Origin of the sequence: Tropicimonas sp. IMCC34043 (assembly GCF_003390845.1) — a bacterium.
Taxonomy (GTDB): domain Bacteria; phylum Pseudomonadota; class Alphaproteobacteria; order Rhodobacterales; family Rhodobacteraceae; genus Tropicimonas.
This window is the reverse complement of record NZ_QMEK01000003.1, coordinates 166,779-183,916: the sequence shown is the minus strand read 5'-3', so window position 1 is coordinate 183,916 and position 17,138 is coordinate 166,779. Positions and strand designations below refer to the sequence as shown.

Here is a 17,138-nt window from a genome sequence, read left to right as displayed (position 1 = left end):
GCAGCGGCAAACCCGCGGTCCGGTCACTGAACGCCCGATCGAGATGCCAGGGGAGGAGTATGCCAGTGACCGATCAGCCAGAGTCGCATTCTTTCGGGCGCGCCGATTTTGACGTGAAGGACTTCACCTTCCTCTGCACGACCTGCCGGCGCAGCGGCGAGGAATGTGCCGCAGCGCTCGACACTGCCCGGGCGCTTGCCATGACCGGCGCCATCGCGCGCTCGGCGGCGCCCGATTTCGGCATGTCCGGCGTGACGTTCCTTGGCGGCTGCGACGCGCAATGCGCGGCCCTGTTCGTGCTGTCCCGCCGCGGGGTGGAGCTTTACTGCGGGGTTGCGCCCGATGCCGATCCTGCCGTGCTGGCCGCATTTGCTGCCAGCTTTCTGTCCTGCGATCCGCACGTGGTTTCCGCCTCGCGCACCCCGCCCCCGCTTGCCTTCGTGCTCGGCCCCATCATCGGCAATGGCCCCACCGTCCCCCCCGGCACGCCGGTCTGCTAGCCGCCTGACATTGCCGCTGCGGAACCTTGGCGACGCCGGTCCAGGCTTTGGCAGTCGAGATCCGTCCCGAAAATTCGATGCGCCGAAATTATTTGAACGTTCGTTCAAAAAATATTTGACCGGCCACCGATTCACCGGGCTATATTGGCGGAATACGCCGAAAAGGCGCGGTGCCGGCAAATGGTACCAAGGGGAGGACATCATTGGAGGCGATCACAACACCCACGGGTGAGCTGCGTTCCGTGCCTGCGCTCTTGCGACGCAATGCCTTGGAATTTGCAGGGCGAACTGCCTATCGCGAGAAGGAATACGGGATCTGGCAAAGCTGGACCTGGGCCGAGGCGCTGGCCGAGATCGAATGGCTTGCCATGGGATTTCTGGCGCTCGGAATGGACCGTGGCGATCATGTCGCCATCATCGGCCGCAACCGCCCGGCGCATTACTGGGCGATGGTCGCAGCACAGATGTGCGGGGCGGTCCCGGTACCGCTCTATCAGGACGCGGTCACCGAAGAGATGGCCTATGTTCTCGAACACTGCGGCGCCCGGTTTGTGGTCTGCGGCGATCAGGAGCAGGTCGACAAGGTGATCGACGTGCAGGAGCGTCTGCACCAGATCGAACACGTGCTTTACAACGACAAGCGCGGGATGCGGAAATACGACCACACCCATATGAACTGGCTGCATGATGTGCGCGAAGAAGGCCGGGTCGCGCATTACCGCCTCGAAGAAGAGATGCACAAGCGCGAGGCGGAGCTGAATTATGACAGCACCTGCGTCATGCTTTATACCTCGGGCACGACCGGCAAGCCGAAGGGCGTGGTGCTGTCGAACCGCAATATCATCGAGACCTCGAAGAATTCGTCGGAATTCGACCGGCTGGGCGTCAAGGAAGAGATCCTCGCCTATCTGCCGATGGCCTGGGTCGGGGATTTCATCTTTTCGGTCGGACAGGCGTTCTGGAACGGGTTTTGCGTGAACTGCCCCGAGTCGGCAGAAACCATGATGACCGACCTGCGCGAGATCGCGCCGACCTATTACTTTGCGCCGCCGCGGGTGTTTGAAACCCAGCTGACCAGCGTGATGATCCGCATGGAGGACGCAAGCGCGGTCAAACGCGCGCTATTCCGGCATTATCTGGCGCTGGCCCGCCGGATCGGCCCGGCGATCCTCGACGGCAAGCCGGTGAACGCGATCGACCGGATGCGCTATGCCCTCGGCGAATTCCTGATCTATGGGCCGCTGAAAAATGCGCTCGGCTTTTCCAAGGTGCGGGTCGGCTATACCGCCGGCGAGGCGATCGGACCCGAGATCTTCGATTTCTATCGCGCGCTCGGGATCAACCTGAAGCAGCTTTACGGCCAGACCGAGGCCAGCGTCTTCATCGCCCAGCAGCCCGACAACGAGGTGCGCCCCGATACGGTCGGCGTCACCTCGCCCGGGGTCGAGATCCGCATCGCCGACAATGGCGAGATCTTCTATCGCTCGCCCGGCACCTTCGTCGAATACTACAAGAACCCCGAAAGCACCGCCTCGACCAAGAACCCCGAAGGCTGGGTCGCGACCGGCGATGCCGGGTTCTTCGAACCCGACACCGGGCATCTGCGCATCATCGACCGCGCCAAGGATGTGGGCAAGATGGCCGACGGGCAGATGTTTGCGCCGAAATATGTCGAGAACAAGCTGAAGTTCTATCCCGACATCCTGGAGGCCGTGGTCTTCGGCAACGGCCGTGAGATGTGCACCGCCTTCATCAACATCGACCTGACCGCGGTCGGCAACTGGGCCGAGCGCAACAATATCGCCTATGCCTCCTATCAGGAGCTGGCGGGCCACCCGAAGGTGCTGGAAACCATCCGCACCCATGTCGAAGAGGTCAACCGATCCGTCGCGCAGGACGCCATGCTGTCGGGCTGCCAGATCCACCGCTTTCTGGTGCTGCACAAGGAACTCGACGCCGACGACGGCGAAATGACCCGCACCCGCAAGGTGCGCCGCAGCGTGATCGCCGAGAAATACGCCGACCTGATTGCGGCGCTCTATGACGGCTCGGACAGTGTCTCGACTGTCACCGAAGTGACCTATGAGGACGGCCGCAAGGGCGCGATCAAGGCGACACTGGCGGTGATCGACGCAGCGACCGTCGCGCAGCGACCGATGAAGGCGGCGGCGGAATGAGCGCGGGGCGAGGGATGGATGCGATTTTGGCCCGGCGTCGACGGCCGCGAATTTTCACCGCAAGCAAGGGTCCGGCGCAAAAGGCTGCGGGCCGGGGAGGACCGCAATGAGCGTGCCCGCTGACCCCTATGTCACCGAGGACGGCCGCCAGATCGGCGGCGTGCTGATGGAGATGAAGAACATCACCCTGCGCTTTGGCGGCGTGGTGGCGATCAAGGACATCAGTTTCGACATCCGCGAGGGCGAGATCCGCGCGATCATCGGGCCGAACGGCGCCGGCAAATCCTCGATGCTGAACGTGATTTCGGGCTTCTATCACCCGCAGGAAGGCGAGGTCCGCTACAAGGGGGCACTCCGGCCCGCGATGAAGCCTTATGAGGTCGCCCGCATGGGAGTCGGCCGGACATTCCAGAACATCGCGCTGTTCGAGGGCATGACGGTTCTCGACAACGTCATGACCGGCCGGCTGACCAAGATGAAGGCGCCGATCTGGCGGCAGGCGATCTGGCGCGGCGTGGCCGAGCAGGAAGAGATCCACAACCGCGAGCAGATCGAGAAGATCATCGACTTCCTCGAGATCCAGGCGATCCGCAAGACACCGGTCGGCCGCCTGCCCTATGGGCTGAAAAAGCGGGTCGAACTGGCCCGCGCGCTGGCGGCCGAACCCTCGCTCTTGCTGCTCGACGAACCGATGGCGGGCATGAACGTCGAAGAGAAGGAAGACATGAGCCGCTTCATCCTCGACGTGAACGACGAATTCGGCACCACCATCGCGCTGATCGAACACGACATGGGCGTGGTCATGGACCTGTCCGACCGGGTCGTCGTGATGGATTACGGCAAGAAGATCGGCGACGGCACGCCCGAGGAAGTGCGCAACAACCAGGAGGTGATCGACGCCTATCTGGGGGTAGCTCATGGTTGAGCGCCCGCTTCCGCAGCCGCCGGGCGGCTGGCTTGGCTTTGGGGCGGGAACCGCCTGCATCTGGCTTGGCTGTCGCAACGTTTCCTGGCCCGACGCCGGCGCCAACCTCAACACCCGCCGGAGAGGGGAACCATGGAAATCCTGAACAAGATCTTCATCGCGCCCTTCGCCGACATGGTCGCGGCGCCCGACTTCCTGATGCAGGTGCTGTGGGAGGGGCTGGTATCGGGCGTGCTCTATGCGCTGATCGCGCTTGGCTTCGTGCTGATCTATCGCTCCAGCCGGATCTTCAACTTTGCCCAAGGGATCATGGTCGTCTTCGCGGCGTTGACCCTTGTCGGGCTGCACGAGATGGGCGTGCCGGCCTGGATCTCGGTCGCGCTGACGCTTGCGGTCATGTTCGGGCTTGCCGTGACCATCGAACGTGTGGTGCTGCGTCCGCTGGTCGGCCAGCCCGACCTGATCCTGTTCATGGCGACAATCGGGATCACGCTGTTCCTGATCGGCCTTGGCGAAATCGTCTTTGGCGGCGCGAACAAGGTGATGATCACTTCGGAACTTGGCATCCCGACCGGCGATCTGGTGCTCGAACCCTTCGGCGGGCTGCTGATCCTGCAACATATCGACATCACGGCGGTGATCGTGGCCGCACTGCTGGTGATCGCGCTGCTGTTGTTTCTCAACCGCACCCGCATGGGCCGGGCGATCCGGGCGCTGGGGGACGACCATCAGGCGGCATTGTCGGTCGGGATCTCGCTGCAGACGGTCTGGGTGCTGGTCTGGTTCATCGCCGGCATCATCGCGCTTGTCACCGGCATCGCCTGGGGCAGCCGCGCGGGTGTCAGCTTTGCGCTCGAGGTCATCGCCTACAAGGCGCTGCCGGTGCTGATGCTGGGCGGGCTTGAATCGATCACCGGCGCGATCATCGGCGGGCTGATGATCGGCATGCTCGAAAAGATGTTCGAGATCTACTGGGGCGGGCCGCTGCTGGGCGGCAATACCGAAAGCTGGTTCGCCTATGTGCTGGCGCTGGTCGTGCTGCTGTTCCGCCCGCAGGGCCTGTTCGGCGAAAAGATCATCGAGAGGGTCTGATGACACATCGCAGCCGGCTGGCCGGGTTCATCATAGATTGCGAGACCGAGGATCTCGATGCCGCGGCCGATTTCTGGTCGGCGGCGCTCGGCTCCGCCCAGCGCGACAAGGAGCGGGGCAAGTACGTCGTCCTCGACGCCCAGCGCGGCCTGCATGTCGAGGTTCAGAAGGTCGAGCATCAAAGCCGCGTGCATCTCGACATCGAGACTGACGACATCGAGGCCGAGGTCGCGCGGCTGGAGGCGCTCGGCGCCCGACAGATCCGCAAGGTGCGATCCTGGGTGGTCATGGAGGCGCCGACCGGTCACCGGTTTTGCGTGATCCCCGCCGAAACCGACGATTTCAACGCGGAGGCGACGGCTTGGCAGGCGTGACGCCCCTGTCCCGCGCCGCAGGGCGCAGTGCGGGTGTCGTCGGCCATGGGCCGGGGCTCGCCCCGCCCTGCGCGACCGCAAGCGGCGGAGGTTTTGCATGTCGTCATCGAATTGGGAAATGTCTGGGGAGGAAACGGGCTTGGCCAAGCTGATTGCAATCCTGAATGTCGTGGCCTGGGCTGGCTTCTGGGCGTTCGGCTATCTGGCGCTGACCGCCGACAGCGGCACCAGAGGCCATGTCGTGGTCGCGATGCTGCTGGCAGCACTTGGCGCCGGCGCCGGCATCTGGGCCTATCTCTGGCTGGTGCGCTACAGCGAGCGGACGGGCTATGCCAAACGGCCCAACAAGGCGGTGCCGGAACAGTACCGCGACACCGGGGGATCCAACTGATGCTCTATCGCACCGCCGGTCAGTACAAGACCACCTACCGGGCGGATCAGGGGCTGTTCCCGATCAAGCAGGATGCCTTCCTGCTGGGGTTGATCCTGGTCTTCGCCTGGGTGGTGTTCCCCTTCACCGCGACAGAGTTCACGTTCCAGACCCTGCTGACACCGATCCTGATCTATTCGCTCGCGGCACTGGGGCTGAACATCCTGACCGGCTATGCGGGTCAGCTGAGCCTGGGCACCGGCGCCTTCATGGGGGTCGGGGCCTATGCCTGCTACAAGCTCGTGACGCTGATGCCCTGGATGAACCCGATCATCGCGATCCTTCTGTCGGGGGTGTTCTCGGCCGGGGTCGGTGTCGCCTTCGGCATCCCGAGCCTGCGCATCAAGGGCTTTTATCTCGCCATCGCGACGCTCGCCGCGCAGTTCTTTCTGGTCTGGCTGTTCGAGAAGTGGTCCTGGCTTTACAACGACAATGCCTCGGGCGCGATCCAGGTGCCGAACCTCGAGATCTTCGGGATCTATGTCTCGGGTCCGCAGGCGGCGTCCGTCACCCAGTATTATCTGGTGCTTGCCATCGTCACGCTGCTGACCTGGGTGACGATCAACCTGACCCGCGGCAATCTGGGACGGACCTGGAAGGCCACGCGCGACATGGACATCGCGGCCGAGCTGATCGGCATCAACCTCATGCGCTCGAAGCTGACCGCCTTCGCGATCTCGTCCTATATCGTCGGCGTCTCGGGGGCGCTTTTCGTCTTCATGTGGCGCGGCGCGGCCGAGCCGAACCTGTTCGACATACCGCTGAGCTTCCGGGTTCTGTTCATCGCCATCATCGGCGGGCTCGGGTCGATCCTTGGCAATTACCTCGGCGCGATCCTGATCGTCGGGCTTCCCGTGCTGCTCGGCACCCTGCCGAGCGCGCTGGGGATTCAGGTGGAATCGGCGCTGATCGAACATCTGAACACCATGATCGTGGGCTCGCTGATCATCTTTTTCCTGATCATCGAACCGCATGGCCTGGCACAGCTCTGGCGGCTGATCCGCGAGAAACTCATCATCTGGCCGTTCCCGCACTAGGGTCCGGCAAAAACCGAAACGGGATCATCAGGGAGGAACACGATGAAGACCTGGCAAGAACTGGCAATGGCCACGGCGGTCGGCCTGGTGTTGGGCGGGGCGGCGCTGGCCGAGGGGATCTATACCCCGAACCTCGCCTATCGCACCGGGCCTTTCGCCGCCACCGGCACGCCGATCATGGACGGGCAGAAGGACTACATGGCGCTGCTGAACGCGCGCGATGGCGGCATCGGCGGCGTCGCGATCAACTTCGAGGAATGCGAGACCGGCTATTCGACCGAAAAGGGCGTCGAATGCTATGAGCGCACCAAGGCCGATGCGGTGGTGACCCAGCCCTGGTCGACCGGCATCACCCTGCAGGTGCTGCCCAAGACCAACGTCGACAAGATCCCGATCCTGGCGCCGGGCTATGGCTTTTCGCCGATGTCGGATGGCGCGGTGTTCCAGTGGGCGTTCAACCCGCCGGCCTCCTACTGGGACGGTGCCTCGATGATCCTCAACGAGATCTCGGGCGGCGATCCGGCAAGCCTCAAGGGCAAGAAGATCGTGCTGCTGCACCTCGACCACCCGTTCGGCAAGGAGCCGATCCCGCTGCTCGAGACCATGGCCAAGGAATACGGCTTCGATCTGGTGCTGGTGCCGGTCGGCTTGAAGGAGATGCAGAACCAGTCCGCCCAATGGCTGCAGATCCGCCGCGAGCGGCCCGACTTTGTCATCATGTGGGGCTGGGGTGCGATGAACGCCGCCGCCATCAACGAGGCGGTCAAGACCAAATACCCGATGGACCAGTTCGTCGGCGTCTGGTGGGCCGGGCACGATGCCGACCTGAAACAGGTGGGCGAGGCCGGCAAGGGCTATCGCTCGATCTCGTGGTCGATGCCGCAGCCCGACGCGCCGATCATGGCCGACCTCAAGCAATACGTCTATGACAAGGGCAACAGCACGGCCGAGGACCCCGACAGCGTGTTCTATCAGCGCGGCCTCGTCATCTCGATGATGCTGGCCGAGGGAATCCGCACCGCGCAGCAGCATTTCGACGTCGGCGAGATCACCCCCGAACAGCTTCGCTGGGGGCTTGAGAACCTCGACATCTCGGACGAGCGCCTGGCCGAGCTTGGCATGACCGGAATGGTGCCGCCGTTCAAGACCTCGTGCGACAACCACACCGGGCATTCGGGTGGCTGGATGCTGGAATGGGACGGCACCAGATTCGTCCAGTCCTCGGACCTGCTGCAGGCCGATGCCTCCTTCATCCGGCCGCTCGAGGTCAAGGCCGCGGAGGAATACGCCGCCGAGAACCAGCCCTGGCCGATCAACGAGGACTGCAAGTGAGGATCTGAACCTTTCGCCGCCGGTTGCTGTGACCGGCGGCGGAAAATCAGGTATTTTTGCCAAGAAGAAGAGGCCGATGCTGGACACGGGCGAGACGCAGCCAAGCGAGACGCTGCTCGAGATCAACAATATCGAGGTGATCTACAACCACGTGATCCTGGTGCTGAAGGGGGTGTCCCTGAACGTGCCGCGGGGCGGGATCACGGCGCTTCTTGGCGGCAACGGGGCCGGCAAGACGACGACGCTGAAGGCGATCTCGAACCTTCTGCATTCCGAACGCGGCGAGGTGACCAAAGGCTCGATCCGCTATCTCGGCGAGGAGGTGCAGCACCTCGACCCCGCGGTTCTGGTCAAGCGCGGCGTGATCCAGGTGATGGAGGGGCGGCACTGCTTCGGGCACCTGAGCGTCGAGGACAATCTGCTGACCGGCGCCTATACCCGCGGCGACGGCAAGGGTGCGGTCGCCGCAGACCTCGAGATGGTCTATCACTATTTCCCACGGCTGAAGGAGCGGCGGAAAAGCCAGGCGGGCTATACCTCGGGCGGCGAGCAGCAGATGTGCGCGATCGGCCGGGCATTGATGAGCCGGCCGCAGACGATCCTGCTGGACGAACCCTCGATGGGGCTGGCGCCGCAGCTTGTGGAACAGATCTTTCAGATCGTGAAATCGGTGAACGAGAACGAGGGCGTCAGCTTTCTTCTGGCCGAGCAGAACACCAATATCGCGCTGCGCTTTGCCCATTATGGCTATATCCTCGAATCCGGCCGGGTGGTGATGGACGGGCCGGCGGCGGCGCTGCGCGAGAACCCGGATGTGAAGGAATTCTATCTCGGGGTCGGCGACAACGGGCGCAAGTCGTTCCGCGAGGTCCGCAGCTATCGCCGGCGCAAGCGCTGGCTGAGTTGAGGACCGCGACCCTGCCACCGGTTGCCTTTTGCCGTCAGGACCCGTGAGGTGCGGCTGTGGGGCGGCGACTCCGCCCCGACGAGACCGAAGAATTGGGGGCCGAAATGAGAAAGAAGAAACACGACGGGTTGGAATGGCGCAGCCCCGATGGACGCGCCGAGGATCTGGCGACGAGCCTGCCGCTGCAGATCCGTGCCGCCCGGGCTCTGCCCGGCTATGCCGACAGCCTGGCGGACGTCGACCCCGATGCGGTGACAGAGGCCGCGGCGCTGGCGACGCTGCCGGTGTTGCGCAAGTCCGGGCTTGGCACGGCGCAGACGCCCGACAATCCACTTGGCGGTTTCGCGACCCGGGCCGTGCATGAATTCTCGTATCTCTTCCAGTCGCCCGGGCCGCTTTACGAACCCGGCATGATCGGCGAGGACTGGTGGCGGATCGGGCGGTTCCTGCAGGCCGCGGGGATCGGCGCCGGCGACATCGTCCAGAACTGCTTTGGCTATCACCTGACGCCCGCGGGGCTGATGTTCGACAGCGGGGCGCGGGCGGTGGGCGCCGCGGTGCTGCCCGCCGGCACCGGCCAGACCGACCTGCAGGTGCGCGCCGCAGCCGATCTGGGTACCACGGCCTATGCCGGGACACCCGACTATCTGAAGATCATTCTCGACCGCGCGGCGGAGCTCGGCGAGCGGTTGAAGATAACCCGTGCCGTGGTCTCGGGCGGGGCGCTGTTCCCGTCGTTGCGGCAGGAGTATGACGACCGCGGCATCGCCTGCCTGCAATGCTATGCCACGGCCGATCTGGGGCTGATCGCCTATGAATCGGAGGCCCGCGACGGCATGATCGTCGACGATGGCGTGATCGTCGAGATCGTGACGCCGGGCACCGGCGATCCGGTCGATCCGGGCGAGGTCGGCGAGGTGGTGGTTACGACGCTGAACCCCGACTATCCGCTGATCCGCTTTGCCACCGGCGACATGTCGGCAGTTCTGCCGGGGCAAAGCCCCTGTGGCCGCACCAACATGCGGATCAAGGGCTGGATGGGCCGGGCCGACCAGACCACCAAGGTCAAGGGCATGTTCGTGCGCCCCGAACAGGTGGCAGCCCTGGTCGCGCGCCACAAACATGTGCACCGCGCCCGGGTGATCGTCAGCCGCGAGAACGAGATGGACCAGATGCTGGTCCGGATCGAGGCCGAGGGCGGCGACTGGACGGCTTATGAGGACGATGTCCACGACCTGCTGAAACTGCGCGCCAGGGTCGAGGTGGTGGCGCCCGGTGCGCTGCCGCGTGACGGCATCGTGATCGAGGATCTGCGCAAATACGATTGAGGCAGTGCTTTCCTCAGCCGCCAGAGCGGCCTAGGGTCGGGTCCGACATGGATGCAGCGGGGGAACGATGCGCGGCAGGACGGGAATTCGCGGTGGGCTGGCCGGTCTGGCACTGACGATGGTGCTGCCGGCGGCAGGTTTTGCCGACCGGGCGCTGCTGATCGGCACCCCGGCGGGCGAACGGCGCGGGCTGTTCAGCACCGCCGCCGCCCCCGAGCCGGCAAAGGCGCTGACCGCGGCCGGTTTTTCCGTGCTGCAGGACCCGGGCGCAGATGCCGCCGCCATGCGGGCGCAGCTTTCGGCCTTTCTCTCCGGTCTCGGGTCCGAGCCGCGGGCGGTGATCCAGCTGACCGGGCACTTCGTGCAATCGGGCGGCCGGACCTGGTTGTTGCAGAGCGGCGCGGGCGATTCGCCCGATCTGGCGACCGTCGCCGGTGTCGGCCTGTCGCTCGAGACCGTGCTGCAGATCGCCGGCCGGGTGCCAGGGGCGTCTGTGGTGGCGATCGGGATCGATCCCGGCGGGGCCGAACCCGGCACCGGGCTGTCGCGCGGTGTCGCGATCGATCCCGCCGCCATCCCGCAGGGCGTGACGCTGGTGCAGGGCCCGCCCGAGGAGATCGCACGCTTTGTCGCCGGGCCGCTGCTGGCGGAGGGGACGAGCCTGCCCGATGCCATCGCCGCCGGGCGCGGCCTGAGCGGGCAAGGATTTCTGTCGAGCCGGGTCGCCTTTGTGCCGTTCGGGGTAACGCGCCCCACCGCCCCGCCCGATGCGGCCGAGGTCGAGCGTGCGATCTGGCAGGCAGCGGCCGCTCGGGACAGCGTCGATGCCTATCAGGGCTATCTCGCGCGGTTTCCCGCCGGCGCATTCGTCGATGCCGCCCAGCAGGGAATCGAACGGATCCAGGGCGAGCCCAACCGCGAGGCGCGGCTGGCCGAGGAGGCGCTGGCGCTGCCGCGGGATCAGGTGCGCGACATCCAGCGCCAGCTTGCACTGTTGGGGTTCGAACCCGGCGGCGCCGACGGCGTGCTTGGCCCGGCAAGTCGCGCCGCAATCACCCGGTTTCAGGTGCGCTCGGGCTTTCCCGACACCGGCTTCCTGACCCAGGAACAGATCGGCCGGCTGGCGCTGCAAAGCGATCGGATCCAGGCCGAGACCGAGGCCGATGCGCGCCGCACCGCGCTGGAACGCCAGCGCCGGGACCGCGACGCCTGGTCAGCACTGGGCGAAGGCCATGACGAGGCGGGGCTCAGGACCTATCTGCAACGCTTCCCCGACGGCGCCTATGCGGTGATCGCCCGCGAACGGCTGGCGCGGATCGACGCCGCCGCCCGTCAGCAGGCCGACGCGCTGGACCAGCGCGACTGGGAACGGGCACAATCGGACGGGACCGAAGGCGCGCTGGAGGCCTATCTGGCCGCCCACCCCCAGGGCGCCCATGCCGCCGAGGCCAAGGGCCGGCTGGCCGCGATGATGGCCGAGCGCGACGGAAGCCAGCAGGCCGCGCGCGATGCCGAAGCGTCGCTGGGCCTGACCCCGGTGACGCGGCTGATGGTCGAACAGCGGCTGGTGCAACTGGGCCAGAGCCCGGGGCCGGTCGATGGAACTTTCGATCCCGCGACCCGAGGTGCGATCCGGGAATTTCAGACCAGCCGCGGGATCCCTGCCACAGGATATCTTGACCAGGTCACCGTCACCGCCATGCTGGCCGACCTTGGCAGCCTGTTCAGCCCCGGCCGCTGAGAACGGCGGCCCGCGCCCGTTCCAGCCGATTTTTTGAGCGCCGTCTTGCCAAGCCGGCGGGCGACGTCGGGTAATTTCAGACCAGCGTCCGGCTTTTTCGCAAACTCGGCGTTAACCTTTTGGACATCTGCCCGCGATCATGGCATGAATCGCTGAGATCATTTATCGGGTTCGTCGAATCCGCGGTAGATATTCTTGTTATACGTAAAATGGGTGAACTTCGTGCTTGACCGATTTGATGCAAAGATTCTGAGGGAACTCCAGAAGGACTCGCACATCGCCGTGGCCGAACTGGCCGAGCGAATCGGCCTGTCGACCTCAGCCTGTCACCGTCGCGTCAAACTGCTGGAAGGTGCCGGCGTGATCGACGGCTATTCGGCACGGGTCAATCCCAAGGCGCTTGGGCTAGATCTTGTGGTCTTCGTCGACATCACCCTGACATCCCAGAGCCGCGAGGCGATGACCGCCTTCGAGGAGGCGGTGCAGCTCTATGACGAGATCCTCGAATGCGTTCTGACGACGGGAACGGCGGATTACCTGCTGCGGATCGCCGCCAAGGACGTGGCCGATTACGACAACATCCACCGCAATTGTCTGGCCCGGCTGCCCGGTGTCTCGGGGATGCAGACAAGCTTTTCGCTGCGGTCGATCAAACCCTGGCGCGGCTATCCGGTCCCGGGCTGAGCGTCGCGGTCTTTGACGGAGGGAACGGCACAAGCCGGCCGGTGTCCTCGTCCCAAAGCTTGAGGCGGAAGCTGGCCAGTGCCTCGGGCCAGCGGATCACCCGCAGATCGTAACGGTCGCGGATCTGCCGGTGACAGCGCCGTAGGTTGTAGGACGGGATCCGGGCGTTGAAATGGTGGATGTCGTGATAGGCGATGTTGCCGGTCGCAAGGTCGAACAGCCAGCCGAGATCGAGCGCGGACGAACCCTGAAGCGCCGCCTGAACCGGGCTCAGGTCGGGCTTGCGGTCCCAATAGGTATCTTCGAAATTGTGCTGCAGATAGACCAGCCAGACCCCGGTCATCCCGGCCGTCATCACGGTGCCGAAATAGACCCAGAGCCCGGCCGACCCGAACCCCCACCAGATCATCCCGACCCAGAGCAGCACGAACAGGTCCTGCAGCAGCACCCCTGCCCGGCCGACACGCGCGGCATTGCGCGGCCAGCGATAGCGGATCGCATAGACGAAAATCCCGCCGACCGGGATCAGGAAGAACGGGTTGCGATAGATCCGGTAGCGCAGCCGTTGCAACGGTGACGCCCGGGTCCATTCCGCAAGGGTCATGGTAAAGATCTCGCCGGCCTCGCGCGCCTCGAGATTGCCGATGTGGGAATGGTGCCGGTTGTGGTTGAACTGCATCGCCCGGTAGGGGGTGAGGGTGAAGGTCGATAGCGCATAGCCTGCAAGGTCGTTCCGGGCCCGGCTGCCGAACAGCGAGGCATGGCCGCAATCGTGCTGGAGCACATAGAGCCGCACACCGCTCAACCCGTTGACGACGATCAGCGGCACGACGATCCACCAGGTCCGGGAATAGGTCAGCGCGAGCCACAGCGTCGTGAAATAGACCGCGAAGGTGCCGAAAAAGCTGATCGCCGCCATGCGGTCGCTGCGGTTGCAATAGGTGCGGGTAATCTCGCGGATACTTGTTGTCATCGTGCCTGCACTGCTTTTTTCTGCCCGACGCCGCGGCGTCCGCATCAGATTGCACCAGGTCGGGCCACTCCGGCTAGGGGCCGCGGCAATCCTTGGGCCGGAAAGTGGCAGGCTTTGGCCGCAACCGGCAGGCGCCGGCTCAGAACGGGCAGCGGGCGACAAACTCGATGCCAGCACCGCCAACGGGATGGCGCAGCGTGAGACGTTCGGCGTGCAGCATCAACCGGGCCGCCAGACCTGCCGCGCCTTCGGCATAGATCGGATCACCGAGGATCGGATGGCCGATCTCGGCCATGTGGACGCGAAGCTGGTGACTGCGCCCGGTTTCGGGCATCAGGGCCAGCCGGGCTGTACCACCCTCGCGCTCGAGCAGGCGCCAGCGTGTCAGCGCGCGCCGTCCCCGCGTCAGATCGACCATCTGCCGCGGCCGGTTCGGCCAGTCTGCGGCCAATGGCAGGTCGATTGTGCCGCTGTCGGCCAGGGGCTCGCCCCAGACCCGCGCCACATAGCCCTTCGAGGCATGCCGACGTTCGAACTGCAGCCCGAGATGCCGCTGCGCCATGCGGCTGCGGGCAAAGATCATCACCCCCGAGGTATCGCGGTCGAGCCGATGGACCAGAAGAGTCGCGGGGTCTGCCTGCAACAGCCGGGAAAGCAGGCAATCGGCCAGCTCCGCCGCCTTGCCGGGAACCGACAGCAACCCTGCCGGCTTGCAGACCGCCAGCAGGTGGTCGTCGCGATAGAGGATTTCCAGCGGCAGTTGCGGCGGATCGTAGGGTTCGCTCACCTAGTCCGCCCCGGCAAAGACGGCGGCAAGGATCGCCGCAAGACCCGCGGCATCGTCACTGTCAAAGGCGGCCCTGCGGTCGCTGTCGATGTCGAATACGGCCATCAGATGGCCACCCGCGTCGTGCACCGGCAACACGATCTCGGACCGGGTGGTCGTGGAACAGGCGATGTGACCGGGGAAGTCCGCGACATCGTCGACGATCTGGACCTCGCCGGTGCGGGCCGCGGCGCCACAGACGCCGCGGTCGAAGGTGATGCTCAGGCAGCCGTGCCCACCCTGATAGGGACCGATCTTCAACAGCCCCGGCGCGGTGACGCGATAGAAGCCGGTCCAGTCAAAGCGGTCGTCGGCATGGTGGATCTCGCAGACCAGTGTCGCCATCAGCGCAACGGGGTCGTCCTCGCCCGCGGTCAGGGCAAGGATTGTCTGCTTCAACTCGACATAATCGGCGCGTCTAGTCATGGGCATCGATCCGGGCGGCGATGTGGGAACAAGGAACCGGGCGTCTCATGGCAGCTCGATCGCGATGGCCGTGCCCTCGCCACCGCCGATGCAGATCGCCGCGATGCCGCGTTTCAGCCCGCGGCGTTCCAGTGCATTCAGCAACGTCACCACGATCCGCGCGCCAGAGGCGCCGATCGGATGGCCGAGCGCACAGGCCCCCCCGTTCACGTTGATCTTTTCGCGCGGCACGCCGATCTCGCGCATGAAGGCCATGGGAACGACGGCGAAGGCCTCGTTGACCTCCCAAAGGTCGACCTCTTCCGGATCCCAGCCGATCTGTGCCAGCAGCTTGCGCGCCGCCGGGATCGGCGCCGTGGGAAAGCGCGCCGGCGCCTGCGCATGGCTTGCATGTCCAAGGATCCGGGCGCGGATGGGCAGGCCCGCGCCTTCGGCTGTCAGCACCAAGGCCGCCGCGCCGTCCGAGATCGACGAGGAATTGGCGGCGGTGACGGTGCCGCCGTCGCGGAAGGCGGGTTTCAGCAGCGGGATCTTCTCGGGAAGGGCGAGGCCCGGCTGTTCATCCTCGGCCACCTCGACCGCCCCCTTTCGACCGCGGACGCTCACCGGGGCGATCTCGGCCGCGAAGGCGCCCGATTGCTGAGCTGCGCGCGCGTTCGACAGCGATCCCAGCGCGTATTCGTCCTGCGCCGCCCGCGTGAACTGGAATTCCCCGGCACAATCCTCGGCAAAGGTGCCCATCAACCGGCCGCGGTCATAGGCGTCCTCGAGCCCGTCGAGGAACATCGAATCCTTGACCTCGCCATGGCCGATCCGGGCACCGCCGCGCATCTTTGCCAGCAGATAGGGGGCGTTGGTCATGCTCTCCATGCCGCCCGCGACAACGGTGCTGGCCTGACCAAGCGCGATCTGATCGAAACCGATCATCGCCGCCTTCATCCCCGAGCCGCACATCTTGTTCAGCGTGGTCGCCGGCACCTGTTCGCCGAGGCCCGCGCCAAAGCCCGCCTGACGCGCGGGGGCCTGCCCCTGCCCTGCCGGCAGCACGCAGCCCATCAACAGCTCGTCGACCCGCCCTGCCCCGGCCTGCTTCATTGCGGCCCGGATCGCCACGGCCCCCAGATCGGCGGCGGCAAGCGGGGCAAAGGCGCCCTGAAACCCGCCCATCGGCGTCCGCGCGGCGCCGGCAATCACGACTGTCTTCATGACCGAAATCCTCCCTGTCCCGCCCTCGCATACCGAATGGTAACGTATTTCGTCCAGCCTGCCCGTGGTGTGGTCATGCGAGGACAGAATTATGGAGTTTGAGAGCCTTCGATCCAACGACACGCTCAGGATCAACGTTCTGACGCCGCGGATCGATGCGGCCTGCGTGATCCAGTTCAAGGACCGAATGCGCGAGCTTTGCGCAGATTGCCCGCCGCGGGTGATCCTCGATCTGGCGCAGGTCGACTTTCTCGATTCCTCGGGGCTCGGGGCGGTCGTTACGGCGATGAAGCATCTCGGCCCGGGACGCAGGCTCGAACTTGCCGGGCTGACCCCGAAGGTCGCCAAGGTGTTCCGGCTGACCCGCATGGACACCGTTTTCACAATTCACGATTCGGCGGACCAGGCGCTGGAGCCGGGTTCGAGCGCCGCCTGATGAGCTTTCCGCCGGCCTCCGACGGCATGTTGCCAGTCGGGAGGGAAGAAGAACCGCAGGGCGAGGCCCGAGCCCCCGGTCGCCGTCGCAAGGCGGCGGCGCGGCGCAAGCCGGAGCTTGCAGGTTTTGCCCCCGGGCCCCGCGGGCCCAGCCTTCGCGAGCGGCTCGGAAACCGGCCGGAAGAGGTGCGCGCGGCCCTTGCCAGGGTGATCCGGGCGCTCGACGCGTTCGGACTCGGGGTCGAAGACCAGGGCAATGTCGAGATCGTTCTGGCCGAGGTTCTGAACAATGTCGTCGAACATGCCCTGCCACAGGCGCCCGACGGCTGGCTGACGCTGCAACTCGACCTGCTGCCTGACCGGATCGCGGCCCGGGTGGTCGATACCGGCGGCCCGATGCCAGGGCTTGTGGTTCCGCCGGGCCAGCCCCAGAATCTCGATGTCGCGCTCGACGCATTGCCCGAAGGCGGCTTCGGCTGGTTCCTGATCCGCCACCTGACCTGCGAGCTGGAATACGTCCGCACAGCCGACGGCAACGAACTGGGTTTCTGGATACCGCGCGGCGCGGCGCTCTGATCCCGGCGGTTTCAGCGGGGAAACTGGCTAAAATCCCGGGGATTCCCCGCGCCATTGCCATCATTCCGCCGTTGTAGCGACCATCGCGCCTGCGATCAGGCTGCTGGAGGCATTCTCGCCTCCCCCGGCGCCGCACCCCATCCGACCTCACCCAAAGGCGGCGTCGGGC

18 protein-coding genes are annotated in these 17,138 nt (G+C 65.5%); 14 read left to right on the top strand and 4 right to left on the bottom strand.

The features are described from left to right. The first annotated feature begins 65 nt into the window (after positions 1–65). The 12 genes from DQG17_RS13375 (at position 66) to DQG17_RS13320 (ending at position 12,527) form a co-directional block, all read left to right on the top strand. Positions 66–500 (top strand): hypothetical protein, encoded by a 435-nt coding sequence (locus tag DQG17_RS13375; protein ID WP_116133347.1) that lies wholly within the window; start codon positions 66–68, stop codon positions 498–500. A 203-nt stretch (positions 501–703) separates the two neighbouring features. Further along, entirely contained in the window at positions 704–2,677 is a 1,974-nt protein-coding gene (locus DQG17_RS13370; RefSeq protein WP_369908030.1) for an AMP-binding protein, read from the top strand. A gap of 106 nt (positions 2,678–2,783) precedes the next feature. Further along, positions 2,784–3,602 (top strand): ABC transporter ATP-binding protein, encoded by an 819-nt coding sequence (locus DQG17_RS13365; RefSeq protein ID WP_116133346.1) that lies wholly within the window; start codon positions 2,784–2,786, stop codon positions 3,600–3,602. Positions 3,603–3,734: 132 nt separating this feature from the next. Then, on the top strand, positions 3,735–4,694 hold the full coding sequence (locus tag DQG17_RS13360; protein ID WP_198666118.1) for a branched-chain amino acid ABC transporter permease: 960 nt from the start codon (positions 3,735–3,737) through the stop codon (positions 4,692–4,694). Continuing rightward, the gene (locus DQG17_RS13355) at positions 4,694–5,068 is read left to right on the top strand and encodes a VOC family protein (RefSeq protein WP_116133345.1); all 375 of its coding nucleotides are present in this window, start codon (positions 4,694–4,696) and stop codon (positions 5,066–5,068) included. Before DQG17_RS13360 ends, DQG17_RS13355 begins: the two co-directional genes overlap by 1 nt. Positions 5,069–5,207: 139 nt before the next feature. Further along, positions 5,208–5,459 carry a hypothetical protein gene (locus tag DQG17_RS13350; protein WP_116133344.1) on the top strand — a complete coding sequence of 84 codons (252 nt, stop codon included), beginning with the start codon at positions 5,208–5,210 and terminating at the stop codon, positions 5,457–5,459. After that, entirely contained in the window at positions 5,459–6,535 is a 1,077-nt protein-coding gene (locus DQG17_RS13345; protein WP_116133343.1) for a branched-chain amino acid ABC transporter permease, read from the top strand. Before DQG17_RS13350 ends, DQG17_RS13345 begins: the two co-directional genes overlap by 1 nt. Positions 6,536–6,577: 42 nt before the next feature. Beyond that, positions 6,578–7,867: an ABC transporter substrate-binding protein gene (locus DQG17_RS13340; RefSeq protein WP_116133342.1), complete on the top strand. Its 1,290-nt coding sequence runs from the start codon at positions 6,578–6,580 to the stop codon at positions 7,865–7,867. Positions 7,868–7,943: 76 nt separating this feature from the next. Continuing rightward, the gene (locus DQG17_RS13335) at positions 7,944–8,774 is read left to right on the top strand and encodes an ABC transporter ATP-binding protein (RefSeq protein WP_116133341.1); all 831 of its coding nucleotides are present in this window, start codon (positions 7,944–7,946) and stop codon (positions 8,772–8,774) included. Between the two features lie 104 nt (positions 8,775–8,878). Further along, positions 8,879–10,102: a phenylacetate--CoA ligase family protein gene (locus DQG17_RS13330; RefSeq protein ID WP_116133340.1), complete on the top strand. Its 1,224-nt coding sequence runs from the start codon at positions 8,879–8,881 to the stop codon at positions 10,100–10,102. 67 nt (positions 10,103–10,169) lie between these two features. Further along, positions 10,170–11,843, top strand: coding sequence for a peptidoglycan-binding domain-containing protein (locus tag DQG17_RS13325; RefSeq protein WP_116133339.1), 1,674 nt, complete (start codon positions 10,170–10,172; stop codon positions 11,841–11,843). A gap of 222 nt (positions 11,844–12,065) precedes the next feature. Beyond that, positions 12,066–12,527: an Lrp/AsnC family transcriptional regulator gene (locus tag DQG17_RS13320; protein ID WP_116133607.1), complete on the top strand. Its 462-nt coding sequence runs from the start codon at positions 12,066–12,068 to the stop codon at positions 12,525–12,527. Here the strand turns inward: DQG17_RS13320 and DQG17_RS13315 are convergent. The 4 genes from DQG17_RS13315 to DQG17_RS13300 all read right to left on the bottom strand — a co-directional run bounded on the left by DQG17_RS13315 (position 12,493) and on the right by DQG17_RS13300 (position 15,958). Continuing rightward, positions 12,493–13,500: a fatty acid desaturase gene (locus tag DQG17_RS13315; RefSeq protein WP_116133606.1), complete on the bottom strand. Its 1,008-nt coding sequence runs from the start codon at positions 13,498–13,500 to the stop codon at positions 12,493–12,495. The genes DQG17_RS13320 and DQG17_RS13315 overlap by 35 nt on opposite strands. A 139-nt stretch (positions 13,501–13,639) precedes the next feature. Further along, a complete protein-coding gene (locus tag DQG17_RS13310; protein ID WP_116133338.1) occupies positions 13,640–14,287 on the bottom strand; it encodes an RluA family pseudouridine synthase in 648 nt (215 codons plus the stop codon). Continuing rightward, complete coding sequence (locus tag DQG17_RS13305) at positions 14,288–14,752, bottom strand: GAF domain-containing protein (protein WP_116133337.1); 465 nt, start codon at positions 14,750–14,752, stop codon at positions 14,288–14,290. Between the two features lie 45 nt (positions 14,753–14,797). Next, entirely contained in the window at positions 14,798–15,958 is a 1,161-nt protein-coding gene (locus tag DQG17_RS13300) for an acetyl-CoA C-acyltransferase (protein WP_116133336.1), read from the bottom strand. A 91-nt stretch (positions 15,959–16,049) separates the two neighbouring features. Between DQG17_RS13300 and DQG17_RS13295 the strand changes: the two genes are divergently transcribed. Both DQG17_RS13295 and DQG17_RS13290 read left to right on the top strand, forming a co-directional pair. Then, positions 16,050–16,394, top strand: coding sequence for an STAS domain-containing protein (locus tag DQG17_RS13295; protein ID WP_116133335.1), 345 nt, complete (start codon positions 16,050–16,052; stop codon positions 16,392–16,394). Then, the gene (locus tag DQG17_RS13290; protein ID WP_116133334.1) at positions 16,394–16,969 is read left to right on the top strand and encodes an ATP-binding protein; all 576 of its coding nucleotides are present in this window, start codon (positions 16,394–16,396) and stop codon (positions 16,967–16,969) included. The genes DQG17_RS13295 and DQG17_RS13290 overlap by 1 nt, the downstream gene beginning before the upstream one ends. Positions 16,970–17,138 lie beyond the last annotated feature (169 nt).

Excerpts from the sequence above, each read along its gene's own strand:
- DQG17_RS13325 (WP_116133339.1), top strand. The coding sequence starts at position 10,170 with ATGCGCGGCAGGACGGGAATTCGCGGTGGGCTGGCCGGTCTGGCACTG.
- DQG17_RS13365 (WP_116133346.1), top strand. The coding sequence starts at position 2,784 with ATGAGCGTGCCCGCTGACCCCTATGTCACCGAGGACGGCCGCCAGATC.
- DQG17_RS13305 (WP_116133337.1), bottom strand. The coding sequence starts at position 14,752 with ATGACTAGACGCGCCGATTATGTCGAGTTGAAGCAGACAATCCTTGCC.
- DQG17_RS13290 (WP_116133334.1), top strand. The coding sequence starts at position 16,394 with ATGAGCTTTCCGCCGGCCTCCGACGGCATGTTGCCAGTCGGGAGGGAA.
- DQG17_RS13300 (WP_116133336.1), bottom strand. The coding sequence starts at position 15,958 with ATGAAGACAGTCGTGATTGCCGGCGCCGCGCGGACGCCGATGGGCGGG.
- DQG17_RS13355 (WP_116133345.1), top strand. The coding sequence starts at position 4,694 with ATGACACATCGCAGCCGGCTGGCCGGGTTCATCATAGATTGCGAGACC.
- DQG17_RS13340 (WP_116133342.1), top strand. The coding sequence starts at position 6,578 with ATGAAGACCTGGCAAGAACTGGCAATGGCCACGGCGGTCGGCCTGGTG.
- DQG17_RS13330 (WP_116133340.1), top strand. The coding sequence starts at position 8,879 with ATGAGAAAGAAGAAACACGACGGGTTGGAATGGCGCAGCCCCGATGGA.
- DQG17_RS13315 (WP_116133606.1), bottom strand. The coding sequence starts at position 13,500 with ATGACAACAAGTATCCGCGAGATTACCCGCACCTATTGCAACCGCAGC.
- DQG17_RS13345 (WP_116133343.1), top strand. The coding sequence starts at position 5,459 with ATGCTCTATCGCACCGCCGGTCAGTACAAGACCACCTACCGGGCGGAT.
- DQG17_RS13335 (WP_116133341.1), top strand. The coding sequence starts at position 7,944 with ATGCTGGACACGGGCGAGACGCAGCCAAGCGAGACGCTGCTCGAGATC.
- DQG17_RS13295 (WP_116133335.1), top strand. The coding sequence starts at position 16,050 with ATGGAGTTTGAGAGCCTTCGATCCAACGACACGCTCAGGATCAACGTT.
- DQG17_RS13360 (WP_198666118.1), top strand. The coding sequence starts at position 3,735 with ATGGAAATCCTGAACAAGATCTTCATCGCGCCCTTCGCCGACATGGTC.